Below are 17,875 nucleotides of genomic sequence, written 5' to 3'. Positions count from 1 at the left end.
GATATTGTTGATGGTGTTAGGGGTTAATGTCCTGCTGCATCATCCCACAGCAGTTTATGCAGCTGCAGTTGCAGGCGCACCGGCAAGTTATCCGCCAGTATCCATTCCGCCAGCTCTTTGCCATCCACCTGGCCAAAGCTTGGGGAAAACAGGATTTCATCGACTTTGTCTGTCAGTTGATATTCGTCGATTTTAAATCTTGCCCACTCGTAATCACCGCGGTCGCAGATGACAAATTTAATTTGGTCCTGTCGGGATAAGTGGCCGATATTCTCGTAGAGGTTACGAGACACTTCGTTGGAGGCCGGGGTTTTTAAATCCATGACGGTGACAACCCTTGGGTCAACGCCTGCCAATGTTATTGCCCCACTGGTCTCTAACGAGACTTCATAGCCTTGATCGCAAAGTGCTGTCAGTAATGGCAAACAGTTTGGCTGAGCCAGTGGCTCACCACCCGTCACGGTGATATAGCGAGGTTGGTGGCTAGCTACTTCATCAAGAATGGATTGCTGGCTTCTTTTCTCGCCACCGTGAAAGGCATATTCGGTATCGCAATAACCACAGCGTAATGGGCAACCAGTTAAACGCACAAAAACCGTAGGCAAGCCCACGGTTTTTGTTTCTCCCTGTAGGGAGTAAAAGATTTCAGTGATTCTAAGATCGGTCATGCATGATTGCCGGTGATAGCAACGCTAATTGACGCTAGCGGCGACTTAGTAATTAGCGTTGATAAACTGTCGGGCTTTATCCGCTGCGGATGAGTTGGTGCCCTTGCTGTATTTTGAAACCACTTCTTCCAGTAGTGAACGTGCTTTGTTTTTATCGCCCTTAAGAAAGTACACCTTCCCCAATTTATACATGGCATCCGGGACTTTGACATGGCTTGGGTATTGGTCCAATAACTGGGTAAAGGACTGTCTGGCGGCTTCCAGATCCTGCGGGGTAATCACTTGATATAACTCACCCATCCAGTAGTAGCTATTGGGTGTGTATTTACCCTGTGGGAAGTCCACCATAAATTGCTTGAAGGCTTCCAGGGCTTCATCAAAACGGCGCTCGGTAACCAGCTGGTAGGCGGCATCGTAAGCATCACGTTCACCGGCAGCAGCAACGACAGTCAGTGCAGCGGTATTCGCTCCGGGGGCTGTCGTCACATTCGTGTTAGTACCGGCGGTAGCAACCGCTGGGGCTGTCGCCATTTCACCCAACCTGCGATCCAGGTCAATATAGCGCTCCATATTTTGCTCTTTGACTTGTTTTAACAAGTAAGCCTGCTCTTCTACCACGCCGCGTAATTGCATCACTTCTTGCTGCAACAATTGCAACTGGTAAAACAACTCACCCTGGCCACTGCTATCGGCCGGAGCAGATACCTGCGGTTCAGTGGTAGTTTGGCTGTCAGGAGTGCTTTCGACACTGGCATCAACAATCGGAGCTTGCGCCAATGTTAGTGTGCTATAAACAAAAGCCGCGCTAGAGAGTAGCGCGGCATAGCTTTTTAAGCTGATAGACATAAGACGGGTTCTATTGTCAGTGTCAAAGTTTAAACGTTACTTAAATAGAGATTAACATCTTATTTAAGTTCAACGCGACGGTTTTGGCTCCAGGCTGAATCGCCTGAACCTGACGCTACTGGACGCTCTTCACCGTAGCTAACAGTTTCAACACGGTAGCGAGCCACACCATTGATAATCAGGTAGTTGGCAATGGCATTGGCACGACGCTCACCCAGGGCCATATTGTATTCACGAGTACCGCGCTCATCCGCGTGGCCTTCTAAACGAACTTTGGCGTTGCTGTCTTTTAGTACCGCTACCTGGGCATCCAAAGCTGCACGAGTGTCGGCAGATAGAGTGGCCTGGTCAAAATCAAAGTAGAACACAGTCTGCAAGTTGGCAGCAGCTTCAGCGGCTTTCGCAGCAGCTTCGGCTTCGGCAGCTTCCATGGCAGCCTTTTCAGCGGCAGCCTGCTCAGCGGCAGCGGCGGCAGCAGCGTCATCATCAGAAGTATCGGTGCTTGCACAACCCACTAGTAAGGCTGCGGCAAGGAGGGCACTTAGTAATTGAATTTTTTTGATTTCCATGGTCATTCCTAGATAGTCAAGTTAGCAAAATGGGTGGTTATTCTTTGTTTATCTCAGTACAGCTCTCAGTACAACATTCAGTACAACTGTTAACCTTATTTCCTTATCGATAACGCCAATGGCATTAAAAGGATTTGACTCACTACAGTTAGTGCATAGTCTAGCTGCAAATTAGCGTATCGGCTATATGTTGCCAGCCAATGTTTATGCTTATTTACTGCATTTTACGGTGATCTGGCTCAAAGTCACTAGCTATTAGCAATAATCTTGGATGCTGAGGCGCACCAGATCGCCAATTACATCACACTCCGAAGCTTTAGGCCTCTAACTACTCCATATAGGGTGACCAGGCTGGCTCCCTAACCTCTCCAAATCGGGAAGGTAGCCGGAACTTCACCCCGCCATCCAGCGACACCGCCGCCAGAATACCTTTGCCCTGATATTTGGTGGCATAAAGCAACATCGCACCATTGGGCGCAATACTGGGAGATTCATCCAGACTGGTTTCAGTCAGTATCTGGATGCTGCCACGCTCAATATCCAGCATCGCAATATGGTAGTTGCCGTTATTACGATGCACCATAATAATGCCACTGCCATCGGGCACTACCCTTGCTCGGGCATTATAGTCCCCCTCAAAGGTCACCCGCTCTTCATAACCATTAGCGAGAGTGACCTGATAAATCTGGGGCTTGCCACCACGGTCAGAGGTATAGATCAGAGATTTGCCATCAGGCATCCAGGAAGGTTCAGTATCTATGGCAAAATGGCGGGTAACTCGCTTGAGTTTACGGCTGGCAATATCCATAACGTAGATATCGGGGCTGCCGTCTTTAGACAATACCATCGCCAACTGTTTGCCATCAGGTGACCATGATGGGGCGCCGTTTAGCCCTTTATAGTTGGTTAGCTGAGTGCGCACTCCCGTTTTCAGGTTATGCATAAAGATAGCGGCACGGGAGGTTTCAAAAGAAACATAGGCAATATGCTCACCATCGGGCGCCCATGATGGCGTTACCAGCGGGTCATCACTTTCAAACACGACACTTTCATTGGCACCATCAACATCAGAGACTAATAGCCGGTAAGTAAACTCACCACTGCCCCGCTCAATCGCTGAGATATATAACAGACGAGTGCTAAAGGCACCGCGAATGCCGGTTAATTTTTCATACACCTTATCGCTGACTTCGTGGGCAATGCCCCGCAGTGATTTAACGTCGCCCATGGCACGATCACTCAACACTTTTCTCTGGGTATAGACATCAAACATTTCATACTCTGCCACCAGGCCTTCAGGGGTAGGCAATATTTTCCCCACGACCAGATAGTCCACATTCAGTGCGCGCCAATCACGGTAGTACACTTCGCTGCTATCTTGCGGGCTGCCCAGCATATCGTCACGGCTAACTGGAGCAAATTGCCCGGTGCGCTGCAAATCAGCCTCAACAATGGCGGCCACATCTTCCTGCGCCGCCCCTACCCCTTTCCAGCCAAAAGGTACAATGGCTATAGAGGTTGGGTTATCACGCCCCTTGGTGATTTCAATGGTGAGCTGTGCCCAGGATGCTGAGCAAGCCAGGATGGATAAGATAAATAATGCAGCGCGTATCACAGGCGCAAATCCTCCGGTTTGAATTTTAATCGTAAACGGCGAAAGTATTGTTCAAATACTCTGGCGGGTAGTTTTTGTACTTCCGGGAAACGCTCGGCTTTGAGCACGGCGGTTTCCGCTGAGCGGTCAAACGCCGAATTACCACTACTGCGCACAATATCCACACTAACCACCTCGCCGGTGGGTACCATCCGTAATACTAGTTCCGCTTCCATACTATTGCGAGCGCTGGGTGGTCGGTCCCAGTTTCGCTGTATTCTATCAGTGATCAGGGCAATATAACTGTTAGCCAATTCACTGTCGTTTAAATATTGCTGCTGGGCATTTTCCTGAGCGATAGCGTCGGCTAATTCCTGTTCCGATTGGCGCTGTAAACGCTCCTGCTCTGCCACTTGTTCTATTTCCTGCTGTTTTAAGCGCTCGGCTTCAAGGGCTTTTTGCTGCTGCTGTTTTTTTAGCTTGGCCTGCTCTTGCTGACGCTGTTGCTCGGCCTTTTTCTTTTGCTCGGCGGCTTTCTTTTTTGCCTGGCTATCGTCTTTTTTCGGGGTGGGCTTTTTGGGCTTGACTGGCTTTTTGGCTTTGGGTTTTTCCAAGGTCACTAACTCGGCCGGAATATATTGCGTGGCCGCACGCTTAACCATTGGCTGCCCTTCCGGCGCATCGATCAGGATGATAGCCAGAATAACACCGTGAAAAAATACGGTGATCAGTAACGGTAAAGTCAGTGACTTATACATAGGCCAGTCAGGGGCTTTCCGTAACCAGGCCAACAGCGGGAGCGCCAGCTGATTGCAAGGCTGCCATTAAGTCCACCACATTGCCGTAGGGCACATTTTTATCGCCCCACACCAGCACGGTGGTTTCTGGTTTGCGGCGGATAATTTTGCTGACTTTATCCTGTACTACGCCCAGAGATTGCGACTTTTCCTGCTCTTTACCCAGGTTCAGGTAATAACTGCCATCGGCTTTAACCGAGACGATTAAGGGCTCATCAGTCTGTTTACCCACCGGAATAGCCGCCGCTTTAGGCAACTCAACCTTGACCCCCTGCATAAGCATGGGCGCGGTAACCATAAAAACAATCAGCAGCACTAACATTACGTCGATATAAGGTACGACGTTAATTTCTGCCATCGGCTTACGCCGCTTATGTCGTCTGGACATGCTTGACCTAACCTTTCACACGAGGTGATGGTGAAGCGGTTTTAGCGCTGGCTTTTGGTGCAGGCTGTTCTTTGGGTTTAGGTTTTGCAGGTGGCCGCTCAGGACTTGGGGCTGAGGGGGCACTATGGGCTTGTCGGTGCAAGATACTATAAAATTCATCGGCAAAGGTTTCATACTTATTGAGTAGTACTTCAACACTGGCCGAATAACGGTTATAGGCCACTACCGCAGGAATCGCCGCAAACAGACCCATGGCGGTTGCAACCAGAGCTTCGGAAATACCCGGCGCAACAGTAGCCAGTGTGGCTTGAGACATGGTGGCAAGACTTTGGAAGGAGGTCATAATCCCCCATACCGTACCAAATAAACCAATATAAGGACTGGTTGAACCGACTGTCGCCAGAAACGGCAAATGCTTGTCCATCTGTTCTTCTTCGCGGGCACTGGCCACACGCATGGCGCGCTGGGCACCCTCCATTACCGCATCGGGGTCCACACCCACTTGTTGGCGCAGGCGAGAAAACTCCTTAAAGCCAGCCCGAAAGATACTTTCCATACCGACAAAGCTGGCGCCGGAGGCATCTGACTGTACGGAGCCCTGGCGAAACAACTGGCTCAAGTCCATCCCAGACCAGAACTGCTGCTCAAAGTGCAGCCGGGCACGGGTACAGGCGCGAAAGTAAAAGCCACGCTGAATAATCATAAACCAGGAGATAACGGAGGCGATAAACAGGATCAACATCACCGCCTGTACGGTGAGGCTGGCACTGGCAACTAATTGCCATACCGATAATTCTTCAGACACGCGTTTTTACTCCCCTTTCTATTTTTATAGCTTTTATAGAGCTATGACTATGATTGATCACTTAAGGCAGCTATCAGCTCGGCTGGTATTCGCCTGGGTTTAATGGACTGCCGGTCAACGCAGGTGAGTTTGACTTCAGCGCGGCATAGCAGTTCCCTTTGGTTATCGCTAATACGGTAAACCTGCTGCGCCATCAGCATATAGGCTTTGCCCAGTTTACTCACTTCGCAGGTCACCGCCAGCTTATCATCCAAACGTGCAGGCAATAGATACTCACTCTGGATACCGTGCACCACAAACATTAAATCGGTGTTAAAGATAAAGGTTTTATCAAAGCCCTCGCTGCGCATAAATTCAGTGCGCGCCCGCTCCATAAATTTTAGATAATTCACATAGTAAACGATACCCCCCGCATCGGTATCTTCGATATAAACTCGCAAGGGCCATTCAAAGGGAGATTTATTGCTCATCGTCACTCAAGCTAAGCAGCTGTTGCCGGTCATTATCCTTGGGCATATCCAGGCCAAAGTGCAGGTAAGCATTACGGGTTGCCATACGGCCACGGGGTGTGCGTACGATATAACCCTGCTGGATTAAATAGGGTTCCAATACATCTTCTATAGTACCCCGCTCTTCACTGATAGCAGCAGCCAGACTATCGACACCAACAGGTCCGCCATCAAATTTTTCGATTAGGGCTAATAACAAGCGGCGGTCAAGGTGGTCAAAGCCATGCTTATCGACATTCAACATATCCAGCGCTTTATCGGCGGTGCCTTTATCGATAGTGCCATTGCCTTTAACTTCGGCGTAATCGCGCACTCGGCGCAGTAGCCGGTTGGCAATACGGGGCGTACCCCGTGAGCGTCGAGCAATTTCATGGGCGCCTTCACGATCCATGGTCACACCGAGAATATCGGCAGAACGGCCAACAATGTGGGTCAGGTCAGCGGTATTGTAAAACTCCAGGCGCTGCACAATACCAAAGCGATCCCTTAACGGTGAGGTCAGCAATCCGGCGCGGGTCGTTGCACCGACCAACGTAAAGGGGGGCAGATCCAGCTTGATGGAGCGAGCCGCGGGGCCTTCACCAATCATAATATCCAGTTGATAATCTTCCATCGCCGGGTATAACACTTCTTCTACATGGGGGCTGAGCCGGTGAATTTCATCAATAAACAGCACATCACCGGGTTCAAGGTTGGTCATTAAAGCGGCCAGGTCACCGGCCTTTTCCAGTACCGGGCCAGAGGTGGTTTTTAAGGAGACACCCATTTCGGTGGCCAGTATATTAGCCAGGGTGGTTTTACCTAAACCAGGCGGCCCAAAAATCAGGGTATGGTCTAAAGGTTCGCTACGCAGTTTGGCGGCGCTGACAAATATATCCATTTGTTCGCGCACCACTGGCTGGCCGACATATTCCGCCAGGGTTTTGGGGCGAATAGCGCGGTCATTAACCTCTTCACTGCGGTTATTATCAACCACCGCCGAGACTAAGCGATCTTCTTCTATCATTAAGACACCATATTTTTCAGCGCCATACGGATCAGCGCTTCACTGCTGTCCATACTAGCATCATTCACGGCGGCGATCGCCTTGCTGGCTTCCTGGGGTTTATAACCCAGTGCCACCAAAGCGCTTTCGGCTTCAGCTAAAATATCATTGTTCGATGCTGCCCCCGTATCACTGGCACTGGCAGCAGTGCCGTCAATGGACCAGTCTTTGAGTCGGTCTTTCATTTCTACCAATAGTCGCTCAGCGGTTTTTTTACCGACACCAGGTAACCTAACCAAAGCCTGGGTATCACCATCGCGAACACAGCGCACAAAATCGTCGGACTCAATGCCCGATAAAATGGTCAGCGCCAATTTGGGGCCCACACCATTCACTTTAATCAGGGTACGAAACAAGCTACGCTCACGCCGTTCAGCAAAGCCATATAGCAGCTGGGCATCTTCACGCACGACAAAATGGGTATGCAAGGTCACGGGCTTGCCGACTTCCGGCAATTGGTAAATGGTGGTCATGGGCACTTGCACCTCATAGCCAATACCATTGACATCAATCAGTATTTCGGGGGCCTGTTTTTCCAGAATCACACCGTGCAGCCTGCCGATCATAAACCTTCCTCTATTATTCTCGTTATCAGCGCAAGCGCCCTCTTCTCACCCGACTAACGCCAGCCAGATTAATTAAGCTGGCCTGGGTATGGGCATGACAAATAGCCGCACCCAAGGCATCCGCCGCATCTTCCTGTGGCATCGCCGGCAGTTTTAATAGCACCTTAACCATATGCTGTACCTGCTCTTTATCCGCCGCACCGCTACCTACTACCGCCTGCTTAATTTGCCGGGCAGAATATTCAGCCACCTCTAAATGCTGCGCCACACAAGCGGCTATCGCAGCCCCACGGGCCTGGCCCAGCTTTAACGCGGAGCCGGCATTTTTGGCCATAAAGACTTGTTCAATCGCAACTTGCTGAGGGCAATGGGTTTCAATAATTTCGGCGAGGCTTTGGATCAGGACTTTAATACGTTCGGGCAGCTCTTGCTCAACTGGCAAACGGATAACGCCACTGCTGACGTAATCATGCTGGTTGCCGTTGACATTAATAATGCCATAACCGGTTTTTCGTGAGCCGGGATCAATCCCGAGAATAAGCGCCATAGTGCTGGTTTTATTGCCATTATAGTGCGGCTATTCTGGCAGGATGAAGGGGGGATAACAATAGCCAGAGCGGCAAATCACTGTATTTTTATTCAGTAGTTCTTAAATCCCCCGCCATTCAAATCACCCCGTAGGGTGGATTATAATCCACCAACAATGACCACTCCGACCAACCCCCTGAAGGACCATATCCCGCCAACAAGCAGTCACTGGCTTCCCACCTACGCGGGAATGTCGTTAATGGTTAGCGAGTTATTCGAGGGAATCCAGCACAGAATCCGGGATATCGGCATTGGTATAAACGTTCTGGATATCATCCAAATCTTCTAACATATCCACCAGGCCCATCACTTTTTCAGCGCCGGCTTTATCTAACTCAACCGTGGTTGAAGGCAGCATAGTGACTTCAGCATGATCCGGTGTTAAACCCGCTGCAACCATTGCCTCTTTGACCGATAAGAAATCTTCAAAGGCGGTGGTCACATCAATCGAACCATCCTCATTGGCAACGACATCTTCAGCACCGGCATCCAACGCGATTTCCATAATCTGGTCTTCATCACCTTCGGCGAAACTGATCTGGCCAGTGCGGGTAAATAAGTAGGCGACGGAACCGTCGGTACCTAAATTGCCACCCCGTTTGCTAAAGGCATGGCGAACTTCTGCTACCGTGCGATTGCGGTTATCGGTTAAACACTCCACCAATACCGCAACACCTGCCGCCCCATAACCTTCATAGGTAGCCGCTTCGTAGTTATCTTCATCATTGGTGCCAGCACCACGAGCCACCGCTTTGTCGATGGTGTCGCGCTTCATATTGGCGGTTAAGGCCTTGTCGATAATGGCGCGTAAACCGGGGTTATCATCAGGGTTGGGGCCACCGGCTTTAGCAGCCACCACTAATTCGCGAATCATTTTAGTAAATATCTTACCGCGCTTGGCGTCTTGCGCCGCTTTGCGGTGTTTAATATTCGCCCATTTACTATGACCTGCCATTTCAAAAAACCTATTGTTGTTAGGAATGGTGGATTGCAATCCACCCTACACTGTAGGGTGGATTATAATCCACCATCAAAACTGGATAACAAAAGCGATTATTCGGCGGCCTTAGGCTTTTCACGAAGCTTGATATTCAGTTCACGCAGCTGCTTATTATCGGCCATACCCGGTGCATCGGTCATAACACAGGCTGCACTTTGTGTTTTCGGGAAGGCGATAACGTCGCGAATAGATTTGGCACCGGTAATCAACATGACTAAACGGTCCAGACCAAAAGCTAAACCGCCGTGTGGTGGCGCACCGTATTTTAGAGCATCTAACAGGAAGCCAAACTTTTCTTCGGCTTCTTCATCGCCAATACCCAGTACCCGGAAAACCGCCTGCTGCATATCTGGCTGGTGGATACGAACTGAACCACCGCCTAATTCGGTACCGTTTAAGACCATATCGTAGGCAATCGACAGGGCAGCCTCTGGGTTTTTCTCCAATTCTTCTGGTGAACAAGCCGGTGCGGTAAATGGATGGTGCAATGACGTCAGGTTGCCTTCGCTGTTTTCTTCAAACATCGGGAAGTCGACCACCCATAATGGCGCCCAATCCCCTTCGATCATATCGAGGTCTTCACCGATTTTAACCCGCAGAGCACCCAGTGCTTCGTTAACAATGCTGGTTTTATCAGCACCAAAGAACACGATATCGCCATCGGCTACTTCCAATCGCGCCATCATCTGGGTAACGATTTCGTCAGGCATAAATTTCAGAATGGGTGACTGCAAGCCTTCAATCCCGGCAGCCACATCGTTGATTTTAATCCAGGCCAAACCTTTAGCGCCGTAGATGCTAACGTATTTGGTGTAGTCGTCGATTTGCTTACGGCTGATCTTGGCACCGCCGGGGACTTTAAGTGCCGCAACACGGCCTTTCGGGTCATTGGCTGGGCCGTTAAAAACTTTAAAATCTACCTGCTGCATCAGGTCATTAACATCAACCAACTCAAAAGGAATACGCAGATCAGGCTTGTCGCTACCAAAGCGCTGCATGGCTTCGGCGTATGGCATACGAGGGAATTCACCCAGATCTACGTCCAGTACTTCTTTAAATAGCTCACGAATCATCCCTTCGGTGATGGCCATAATCTGCTGGTCATCCATAAAGGAGGTTTCGATATCGATTTGGGTAAATTCTGGCTGGCGATCAGCACGCAAGTCTTCATCGCGGAAACATTTGGCGATTTGGTAGTAGCGGTCCATACCAGAGACCATCAACAGTTGTTTAAATAGCTGTGGTGACTGGGGCAGCGCAAAGAACTTGCCTTCGTGGGTTCTGGAAGGAACCAGATAATCACGGGCACCTTCTGGGGTCGCCTTGGTTAAGATAGGTGTTTCAATATCCAAAAAGCCATTATCATCCAGGAAGCGACGGATCGATGAGGTCACTCTTGAACGCAGCTTGAGCTTGTCCAGCATTTCCGGACGACGCAGGTCGATATAGCGGTATTTCAAACGTACGTCTTCGCCCACTTCGATATGTTCATCTAACTGGAAGGGAGGCGTTGCGGCGCTATTGAGTATCTCCAACTCCTTACCTAACACTTCGATTTCACCCGTGGACATATTCGGGTTAATGGTGCCTTCGGTACGTGCGCGTACACGTCCCTTTACCTGTAATACATATTCACTACGCACTTTGTCAGCACGCTCAAAGTGCTCATTGGTATCAGGGTCAAATACCACCTGCACAATGCCCTCACGGTCACGTAAATCCAAAAAGATCACGCCACCGTGATCTCGACGGCGATCTACCCAACCGTATAGGGTGACTTCTTCGTCGATAGCTGCTGATGTGATATTTCCGCAATAATGAGTGCGCATTGTGACTATTTTCCTGTGTGCCTGTAGATAATGATTCTTACAATGGGGTGGCCGCCCTGTTGTTGACGACCAGATATTTAATGCCTACTTAATGCCTAACTGTCGCTGCTGGCCGATGAACTGCTATCGCCGCCGCTGGCCAAATTCTTTTTATTGCCAGTTTTGAAGTCTGTCTCATACCAACCGCCGCCTTTTAAGCGAAATCCTGCCGCTGAAATCTGCTTTTTAAGGCTCGGCTTACTGCAATTGGGACAATCGGTGGCAGGGTCATCACTCAGTTTCTGTAATATCTCTAATTCGTGCTCACAACTCTGGCACTGATACTCATAAATCGGCATGTCTGGTAAAACCTCAATAACTTATAAACCACGACGTTCGCAGCTTCAAAAACGCGCGCGATTATACCCTAAAACAACAGCCACCGTGTAGGTGCAGGCCAAGGGGCAGCAATAGTACCGCAATCCAGACTGGATTGTTATGGTAAACCACTGAAAACAAAGAATTTTTTAAATTTTGTCAAAGAAAGGAAATAAGGCTTGGGAAGGATAAAAAAGGCCGTAAAAGTAAAGCACCTCACCGGTTGGGGAGGTGCTTTGCATCGAAACCGTCAGTGTTGGCTAATTACTTAGCAGCAAACTCTTTCAGTTTCTTCAAAGGACGAACCTTCACTGCGATGCTGGCAGGCTTAGCCTTGAACATCTGCTCTTCGCCAGTAAAAGGGTTGATACCTTTACGCGCTTTCTTGGCAGGCTTCTTAACTGTCGTTACCTTCATGAGACCCGGGATAGTGAACTCACCCAGACCACGCTTGGCAATACTGCGACCGACTAATGACTCTAACTCGTCAAAGACAGCAGCCACTTGCTTACGACTCAAATCAGTCGCTTCACCGATATCGGTGAAAATCTGGCTCTTGGTCATTTTATCTTTGATTGGGCCTGTTGCTTTTTTCTTAGCCGCTGGCTTCTTGGCGGGCGCTTTTTTAGCTACTGCCTTCTTCTTAGGTGCTGCCTTTTTCTTGGCTGGTGCCTTTTTAGCTGCAACTTTTTTCTTAGCTGGAGCCTTCTTAGCTGCTACTTTTTTCTTAGCAGGTGCTTTTTTCTTTGCAACTGCCTTCTTCTTTGGTGCTGCTTTCTTTTTAGTCGCCATGTTGGTTAGCCCTTATGGTTGATAATTGATGTGTTAGCTCAATATTATGTCCAAGATTTTTAGGTCACTCAGACACCGATTTACAAATTTCAAAATGCATTTCAATCTATATATACAGCGTCTGCGATTTTTATAGTCCAGAAAACACTGCAATACAAGGTTTTTTGCGAAAATTAGGGCATAAATTTGCGAAAAAAAGCATTTTTTTTCAAAAACCGGCGATTAGCGGTTTCTGAGCCAACAAAACGATAAAAAACGCTATGACTGCGTCAGAAAAAAAACTCGCCGATTTTTATAAACTGACAGCCTTTGCAGTAAAAAAATCAGCAAATTTTCAGTCATTAAGCCAAGCTTAAAATTGACTTAAAGGTGGCTAACAGGTCATCTAATTCGGTTTTATTATAGGGTTTTGCCGCCACAGCCCCCCAAACGGGGTTAGGCCAACTGGCATCATTTTTGTATCGCACGATATGATGAAGATGTAATTGCGGCACCATATTCCCTAAAGCGGCCACATTCATTTTATCGGCATTAAAATGTGCCGCCATCGCCTCACTTAATGCGCTGGATTCTGCTAATAATTGGCGCTGATCGTCTTCACTTAACTGGAAAATTTCACGGATATCGGAACGTTTGGGCACCAAAATTATCCAGGGGTAATTACTGTCATTCAGTAATAGGACTTTACTCAGGGAATAATCCCCAACTTCAACACAGTCTTTGGCCAATTGTGGGTGGAGTTCAAACATATTCGTTACCGTATTACTCATGATGTGTAGAGTGGGTTGCAACCCACCATTATCTCAGTCTCGCTATTTGGTGGATTATAATCCACCCTACGTGGCATTTTATCGATCAGATGCCACCATTCAGGCTATTTACACTGTACCGCATGAGTGATCAGACGTAGAATGCCTGCTGATTATTTCTAACACACCCATAAAAGAGCCAGTATACACAATGCGCGCCAGTCAGTTCCTTATTGCCACCGTCAAAGAAACCCCATCCGATGCTGTTGTTACCAGCCATCAATTGATGCTCAGAGCTGGCATGATCCGCAAACTATCATCGGGTTTATATAACTGGCTGCCGATGGGCCTGCGAGTACTGCGTAAAGTCGAGGGAGTGGTTCGTGATGAAATGAATAAGGCTGGCGCTCAGGAATTACTGATGCCGGTGGTACAGCCCGCCGAGCTATGGGAAGAGTCTGGCCGCTGGCAGCAATATGGGCCAGAACTATTACGTATTACCGACCGCCACAATAATAGCTTTTGCCTGGGCCCTACCCACGAAGAAGTGATTACCGATTTAATTCGTAACGAGATCAAAAGTTATAAGCAACTGCCAGCTAACTTTTATCAAATCCAGACTAAATTCCGCGATGAGATACGCCCTCGCTTTGGGGTTATGCGCTCGCGGGAGTTTATTATGAAAGATGCCTATTCTTTTCATAAAGACCAGGATTCCTTACAGGCCACCTATGATGTGATGCATACCGCCTATACCAATATCTTTAGCCGTCTGGGTTTAGAATTCAGACCAGTGATTGCCGACACCGGCTCTATTGGTGGCAGCGCCTCCCACGAGTTCCATGTATTAGCCGAGTCCGGTGAAGATGATATTGCCTTTAGCGATAGCAGTGACTTTGCCGCCAATGTGGAAATGGCAGAAGCTCTGGCACCGGCCGGTGATCGCCCCACCCCCACCCAGGCGGTGGAAAAAGTGGCCACCCCCGGCCAGCATACGATTGAAGAAGTGAGTGTCAGCCTGGCCGTCAAACCTGAACAGATGGTTAAAACCCTGATCGTACTGGGTGAAACCGCGGATGAAGAAGCCGAGGCCCCCTTGATTGCCTTGGTGGTCCGTGGCGACCATGAGCTTAACGCTATTAAAGCCGAGAAATATCCCGCTGTTGCCAACCCTTTAACCTTCGCCAGCGAAGAGAAAATCAAAGCGGTACTGGGCTGTTCTGTCGGTTCTATTGGCCCGGTTAACCTGCCTATCGAAACCCTTGTTGATCGCAGTGCTGCCCATCTGGCAGATTTTGTCTGTGGTGCCAATGAAGATGGCTTCCACCTTACCGGTGTTAACTGGGAGCGGGATGCCACAGCGGGCCGGGTTGCAGATATTCGCAATGTACTGGAAGGTGATCCTAGCCCCGATGGCAAAGGCACACTGCAAATTAAGCGCGGTATTGAAGTTGGCCATATTTTCCAGCTGGGCACTAAATACGCTGAAGCCTTAAACGCCACCGTTTTAAATGAAAACGGTAAAGACCAGGTGATGCTAATGGGTTGTTACGGTATTGGGGTTACCCGTATTGTTGCCTCAGCCATTGAGCAAAACAATGATGATAAGGGCATTATCTGGCCCGATAGCATGGCGCCCTTCCAGATAGCGATTGTGCCGTTAAATATGCAGAAGTCTGAAGCCGTTGCCGAACAGTCCAATAAGCTCTATGACGAACTAACTGCATTGGGTTATGAAGTCTTGCTGGATGATCGCAATGAAAGACCCGGTGTTAAGTTTAACGATATGGAATTGATGGGGATCCCGCACCGTATTGTTATTGGCGACCGAGGTTTAAAAGAACAGCAGCTAGAATATAAAGGCCGCAAAGATGCTGACAATCAAGATATCGCCATTGACGATATTATCGATTTTGTGCAAAAAACTGTCGCCCAATAATCAGTAACGCTTATGAGGTTTGCAGCTTTAACCGTTGTTTTTCTCTCTATGCTGGCAGCATGGGCCCATGCTGCCAGCCCCCCTTCCCCTGCGGACCAGCAGGAATTAAGAGACTTTCTTAAAAGCACCATTAATGCCAGTGATAGCTTTGAAGATCGCTTTGCCGCTGAAGTGTGGCTGGTCGATATGTCCGGGCGCTTAAAGCCTTTTATAAAAGACCCCAAAGAACGACTGGAGCTATTAAAGTCCATCCACCGGGAAGCCACCAAAGCCGAGTTAAAACCCGATTTGGTGCTGGCACTGATTCAAGTAGAAAGCAGTTTTAATAGCTATGCTATTTCCAGAGCCGGCGCCCAGGGGCTAATGCAGGTGATGCCTTTTTGGAAAAAAGAAATCGGCCGTCCCGACGACAACCTGACGGATATTAATACCAACCTGAGCTACGGCTGCCGGATTTTACAGTTTTATTTAAAAAAGGAAGATGGCAACTGGATGACAGCACTGGCCCGTTATAACGGCAGCTATGGCAAATACTGGTACCCGGAACGGGTGATGGATGCCTGGCGTAAGCGCTGGTATATCGACGAAAGCCTTTAGTCGCCCTACTGAGCCAGTGTCTGACGCTGCAGAAACAGGGTTTGTATGATCTCACGCAAAGCCTCTTGCAAGGCTTTTTTGCCGCTAAGTTCAGTTTGCTCAACCACCTCACTGATGGGCAATTGCTGCATAACTCTGAGTACCAGAAGCTGTTGCTGCTCTTGGGACAATATGGCGACAAGCGCCTTATTCGATAAAGCCAGCACCGCTAATTTCCATAAGGCCAAATGGCAGGTTTGATATTGTCGATGACCCAGGACAAAGGCCTCAATATCCAACCAGGCTTGCTGATCCAGGTAAATAGACTGGGTGTTGATATCGAGCAATAAGGCTATCGCCAAAGCCGGCTCTAACTGTGGGTAGTGCACCGATAAATCACGGGGCAAATATTCACCGAAGCGTTGGCTGGCTTTCGTTAATAAACTCTCCCCGGCAACACTTAAGGCCGACAGCACCATCGCCGAATAACAGCCACTACTGGCATCACGGGCAGTGCCAAGGCGAACAGGAATGCATTGCACCGAACGCCAAAATTGCAATACATCCGCCGTTGCCGCAAAGCTTGAACCGATACAATCAACACCCTGTTGGCGAGCCTCTAACACTATCTCTGCCAGCAGTTGTTTGCCAATCTGTTGTCGCTGCAACAAAGGGTTAACGGCAATCCGCATCACGCGTTGATAGCGCAGCAGCGGTGCTTCTTTAAAACCACAGTGAGCCGATAGCGACTGGGCGATTAAATGCCCTTGCGGTCTTCTTGTTCCCTGCCAAATCGATTCGGCCAAACTCTTATCAAAGCCCCCTTCATCCGCCAGCAGGGCAGCGGCAATAATATGCCCGCGGTAACGACTCACCCAAATAGAGATATTGGGGCCATCCAGTATATTGCGTAAATCAGCCGGCGTGGTTTGGTAATGGGCAGACACCAACAAACTGAACAGCTGTTCTAAGTCAGCAGAATTATCCAGCAACTGATCACGATTTAAGAGTTCACTAACACATTGCTTAGGGTCACAGGCCGCGAATAGGTCCTTATCGATGGCACTGACTTTTAATAGCAAACTATCAAACAACCAGTTTTCAACCGGATCATTATCTGCCCAACGAATCGCTTGCTGTAACACACAGGATTGCCATTGAGGCGTTTTGTTATCCAGCGTTTGCTTAAAACGAATATCAAAGCCCCGGCCACTCCCTTCATAACCATGAACGGTGGTTGAAAATACGATTCGGTTATAGCGGCTTAGATAGTGCTCCAATATAAACGCTGGAATAGCAGCGGCTTCATCAACCAATAATAAATCGGCATCGGGTTTATTGCGGATCAGTTTATCCGGAGCAATAAACTGTAACCGTGACTGCTGATAGTCAATGCAGTCAATGCAGCCCGGTGAAGGCTCAACCGCTAATAATCGCGCGGCATGCTCAAAGACAGCCTGTACCGATTCAAGCCGCGGCGCAGTAATAATAATGCGGCAATCACGCTGCTGCATTAAAGACGCGCTGGCAATACCCAATGCCGATGATTTTCCACGGCCGCGGTCGGAGCGAATAACCAAGGGGCGCCGGCTACGCCCGGTTAACACATTGGTAATCGCGTTGACCGCCTGAGATTGGTCGGCCGTTAAACAGTGATCAGCCATGGGGATCAGTGGTGCTGAGACAATAGGTGTTACGGGTATAAAGGTGATGGGTTGATTTTGTTCTATTAGCAGAGCGTTTTTATCAGCCCGTATATGGCGAATAATATGTTGGATAAACCGACCAGAAATATCTTCCGCTTGAACAGGGTGAACGAATAAGCGCTGATAGTCTGGGTCATGATAGCTTGGCCATTGATGCAAGGGAGGCACTAACAGAATAAATAACCCTCCACCGACCAAGGCACCGGAGACCGCAGCCAAGGCATCGGGGTCAAATCCGGCCCAGGCATCATAAATCACGCCATCAATTTCCCGCCCCAGGTATTGGCGGGCTTTTGCTCGTTCTATAGAGCTGACATTGTCAGGTGCCTTATCCGAAACCCATAATGGGCTCTGCACCAGATCCAAGTCTTTTAATAACTCGCAGGCCCAATGCCGCTCACCCGCTAGCACCACCAACCCACGCTGTCGTGATTCACGGGCAATGGTGTGCTGCTGTGCTATCGCAGATAAAGCGGGATTAACAGGGGGCAATGGACGTTTTCTCTATTGGAAAAAACTCAGGTTATCAATCATTGCCGGGAGAAACAATCA

Annotated in this window: 19 protein-coding genes; 2 read left to right on the top strand and 17 right to left on the bottom strand. The window is 49.0% G+C overall.

Annotated elements, in window-relative coordinates:
* Positions 1-23: 23 nt before the first annotated feature.
* The 16 genes from queE to BST96_RS13680 all read right to left on the bottom strand — a co-directional run bounded on the left by queE (position 24) and on the right by BST96_RS13680 (position 13,102).
* Positions 24-668 carry a 7-carboxy-7-deazaguanine synthase QueE gene (gene queE, locus BST96_RS13755; protein WP_085759259.1) on the bottom strand — a complete coding sequence of 215 codons (645 nt, stop codon included), beginning with the start codon at positions 666-668 and terminating at the stop codon, positions 24-26.
* A gap of 45 nt (positions 669-713) precedes the next feature.
* A complete protein-coding gene (gene ybgF, locus BST96_RS13750) occupies positions 714-1,514 on the bottom strand; it encodes a tol-pal system protein YbgF (protein ID WP_085759258.1) in 801 nt (266 codons plus the stop codon).
* Positions 1,515-1,573: 59 nt separating this feature from the next.
* The gene (gene pal, locus BST96_RS13745; RefSeq protein ID WP_085759257.1) at positions 1,574-2,083 is read right to left on the bottom strand and encodes a peptidoglycan-associated lipoprotein Pal; all 510 of its coding nucleotides are present in this window, start codon (positions 2,081-2,083) and stop codon (positions 1,574-1,576) included.
* A gap of 328 nt (positions 2,084-2,411) precedes the next feature.
* Positions 2,412-3,698, bottom strand: coding sequence for a Tol-Pal system beta propeller repeat protein TolB (tolB, locus tag BST96_RS13740; protein ID WP_085759256.1), 1,287 nt, complete (start codon positions 3,696-3,698; stop codon positions 2,412-2,414).
* Positions 3,695-4,435, bottom strand: a complete 741-nt coding sequence (locus tag BST96_RS13735) for an energy transducer TonB (RefSeq protein ID WP_085759255.1) — start codon at positions 4,433-4,435, stop codon at positions 3,695-3,697. Before BST96_RS13735 ends, tolB begins: the two co-directional genes overlap by 4 nt.
* Before the next feature lie 7 nt (positions 4,436-4,442).
* Positions 4,443-4,862, bottom strand: a complete 420-nt coding sequence (gene tolR / locus BST96_RS13730) for a protein TolR (protein WP_240554801.1) — start codon at positions 4,860-4,862, stop codon at positions 4,443-4,445.
* Positions 4,863-4,869: 7 nt separating this feature from the next.
* Positions 4,870-5,667 carry a protein TolQ gene (tolQ, locus tag BST96_RS13725; RefSeq protein WP_085759253.1) on the bottom strand — a complete coding sequence of 266 codons (798 nt, stop codon included), beginning with the start codon at positions 5,665-5,667 and terminating at the stop codon, positions 4,870-4,872.
* 47 nt (positions 5,668-5,714) lie between these two features.
* Positions 5,715-6,137, bottom strand: coding sequence for a tol-pal system-associated acyl-CoA thioesterase (gene ybgC / locus BST96_RS13720; protein ID WP_085759252.1), 423 nt, complete (start codon positions 6,135-6,137; stop codon positions 5,715-5,717).
* A complete protein-coding gene (gene ruvB / locus BST96_RS13715; protein WP_085759251.1) occupies positions 6,127-7,182 on the bottom strand; it encodes a Holliday junction branch migration DNA helicase RuvB in 1,056 nt (351 codons plus the stop codon). Before ruvB ends, ybgC begins: the two co-directional genes overlap by 11 nt.
* The gene (ruvA, locus tag BST96_RS13710) at positions 7,182-7,787 is read right to left on the bottom strand and encodes a Holliday junction branch migration protein RuvA (protein WP_085759250.1); all 606 of its coding nucleotides are present in this window, start codon (positions 7,785-7,787) and stop codon (positions 7,182-7,184) included. Before ruvA ends, ruvB begins: the two co-directional genes overlap by 1 nt.
* A 25-nt stretch (positions 7,788-7,812) precedes the next feature.
* Positions 7,813-8,334 carry a crossover junction endodeoxyribonuclease RuvC gene (ruvC, locus tag BST96_RS13705; RefSeq protein ID WP_085759249.1) on the bottom strand — a complete coding sequence of 174 codons (522 nt, stop codon included), beginning with the start codon at positions 8,332-8,334 and terminating at the stop codon, positions 7,813-7,815.
* 252 nt (positions 8,335-8,586) lie between these two features.
* Positions 8,587-9,330: a YebC/PmpR family DNA-binding transcriptional regulator gene (locus tag BST96_RS13700; RefSeq protein ID WP_085759248.1), complete on the bottom strand. Its 744-nt coding sequence runs from the start codon at positions 9,328-9,330 to the stop codon at positions 8,587-8,589.
* 98 nt (positions 9,331-9,428) lie between these two features.
* The gene (gene aspS / locus BST96_RS13695) at positions 9,429-11,204 is read right to left on the bottom strand and encodes an aspartate--tRNA ligase (RefSeq protein WP_085759247.1); all 1,776 of its coding nucleotides are present in this window, start codon (positions 11,202-11,204) and stop codon (positions 9,429-9,431) included.
* Positions 11,205-11,299: 95 nt separating this feature from the next.
* Positions 11,300-11,542 (bottom strand): FmdB family zinc ribbon protein, encoded by a 243-nt coding sequence (locus BST96_RS13690; RefSeq protein ID WP_085759246.1) that lies wholly within the window; start codon positions 11,540-11,542, stop codon positions 11,300-11,302.
* Between the two features lie 283 nt (positions 11,543-11,825).
* Positions 11,826-12,353 carry an HU family DNA-binding protein gene (locus BST96_RS13685; RefSeq protein WP_085759245.1) on the bottom strand — a complete coding sequence of 176 codons (528 nt, stop codon included), beginning with the start codon at positions 12,351-12,353 and terminating at the stop codon, positions 11,826-11,828.
* Between the two features lie 341 nt (positions 12,354-12,694).
* Positions 12,695-13,102 (bottom strand): HIT domain-containing protein, encoded by a 408-nt coding sequence (locus BST96_RS13680; RefSeq protein ID WP_085759244.1) that lies wholly within the window; start codon positions 13,100-13,102, stop codon positions 12,695-12,697.
* A 211-nt stretch (positions 13,103-13,313) separates the two neighbouring features.
* Here BST96_RS13680 and BST96_RS13675 point away from each other — a divergent pair, with 211 nt between their 5' ends.
* Positions 13,314-15,041, top strand: coding sequence for a proline--tRNA ligase (locus tag BST96_RS13675; RefSeq protein ID WP_085759243.1), 1,728 nt, complete (start codon positions 13,314-13,316; stop codon positions 15,039-15,041).
* Between the two features lie 12 nt (positions 15,042-15,053).
* Positions 15,054-15,638, top strand: coding sequence for a lytic transglycosylase domain-containing protein (locus BST96_RS13670; protein ID WP_085759242.1), 585 nt, complete (start codon positions 15,054-15,056; stop codon positions 15,636-15,638).
* Between the two features lie 5 nt (positions 15,639-15,643).
* On the opposite strand, the gene BST96_RS13665 is transcribed toward BST96_RS13670, so the two are convergent.
* Complete coding sequence (locus tag BST96_RS13665) at positions 15,644-17,815, bottom strand: tRNA(Met) cytidine acetyltransferase TmcA (RefSeq protein WP_085759241.1); 2,172 nt, start codon at positions 17,813-17,815, stop codon at positions 15,644-15,646.
* Between the last annotated feature and the right edge of the window lie 60 nt (positions 17,816-17,875).

It is taken from the genome of Oceanicoccus sagamiensis (assembly GCF_002117105.1).
In the GTDB taxonomy this organism is placed as follows: domain Bacteria; phylum Pseudomonadota; class Gammaproteobacteria; order Pseudomonadales; family Dasaniaceae; genus Oceanicoccus; species Oceanicoccus sagamiensis.
This window is presented reverse-complemented; position numbering and strand designations above follow the sequence as displayed.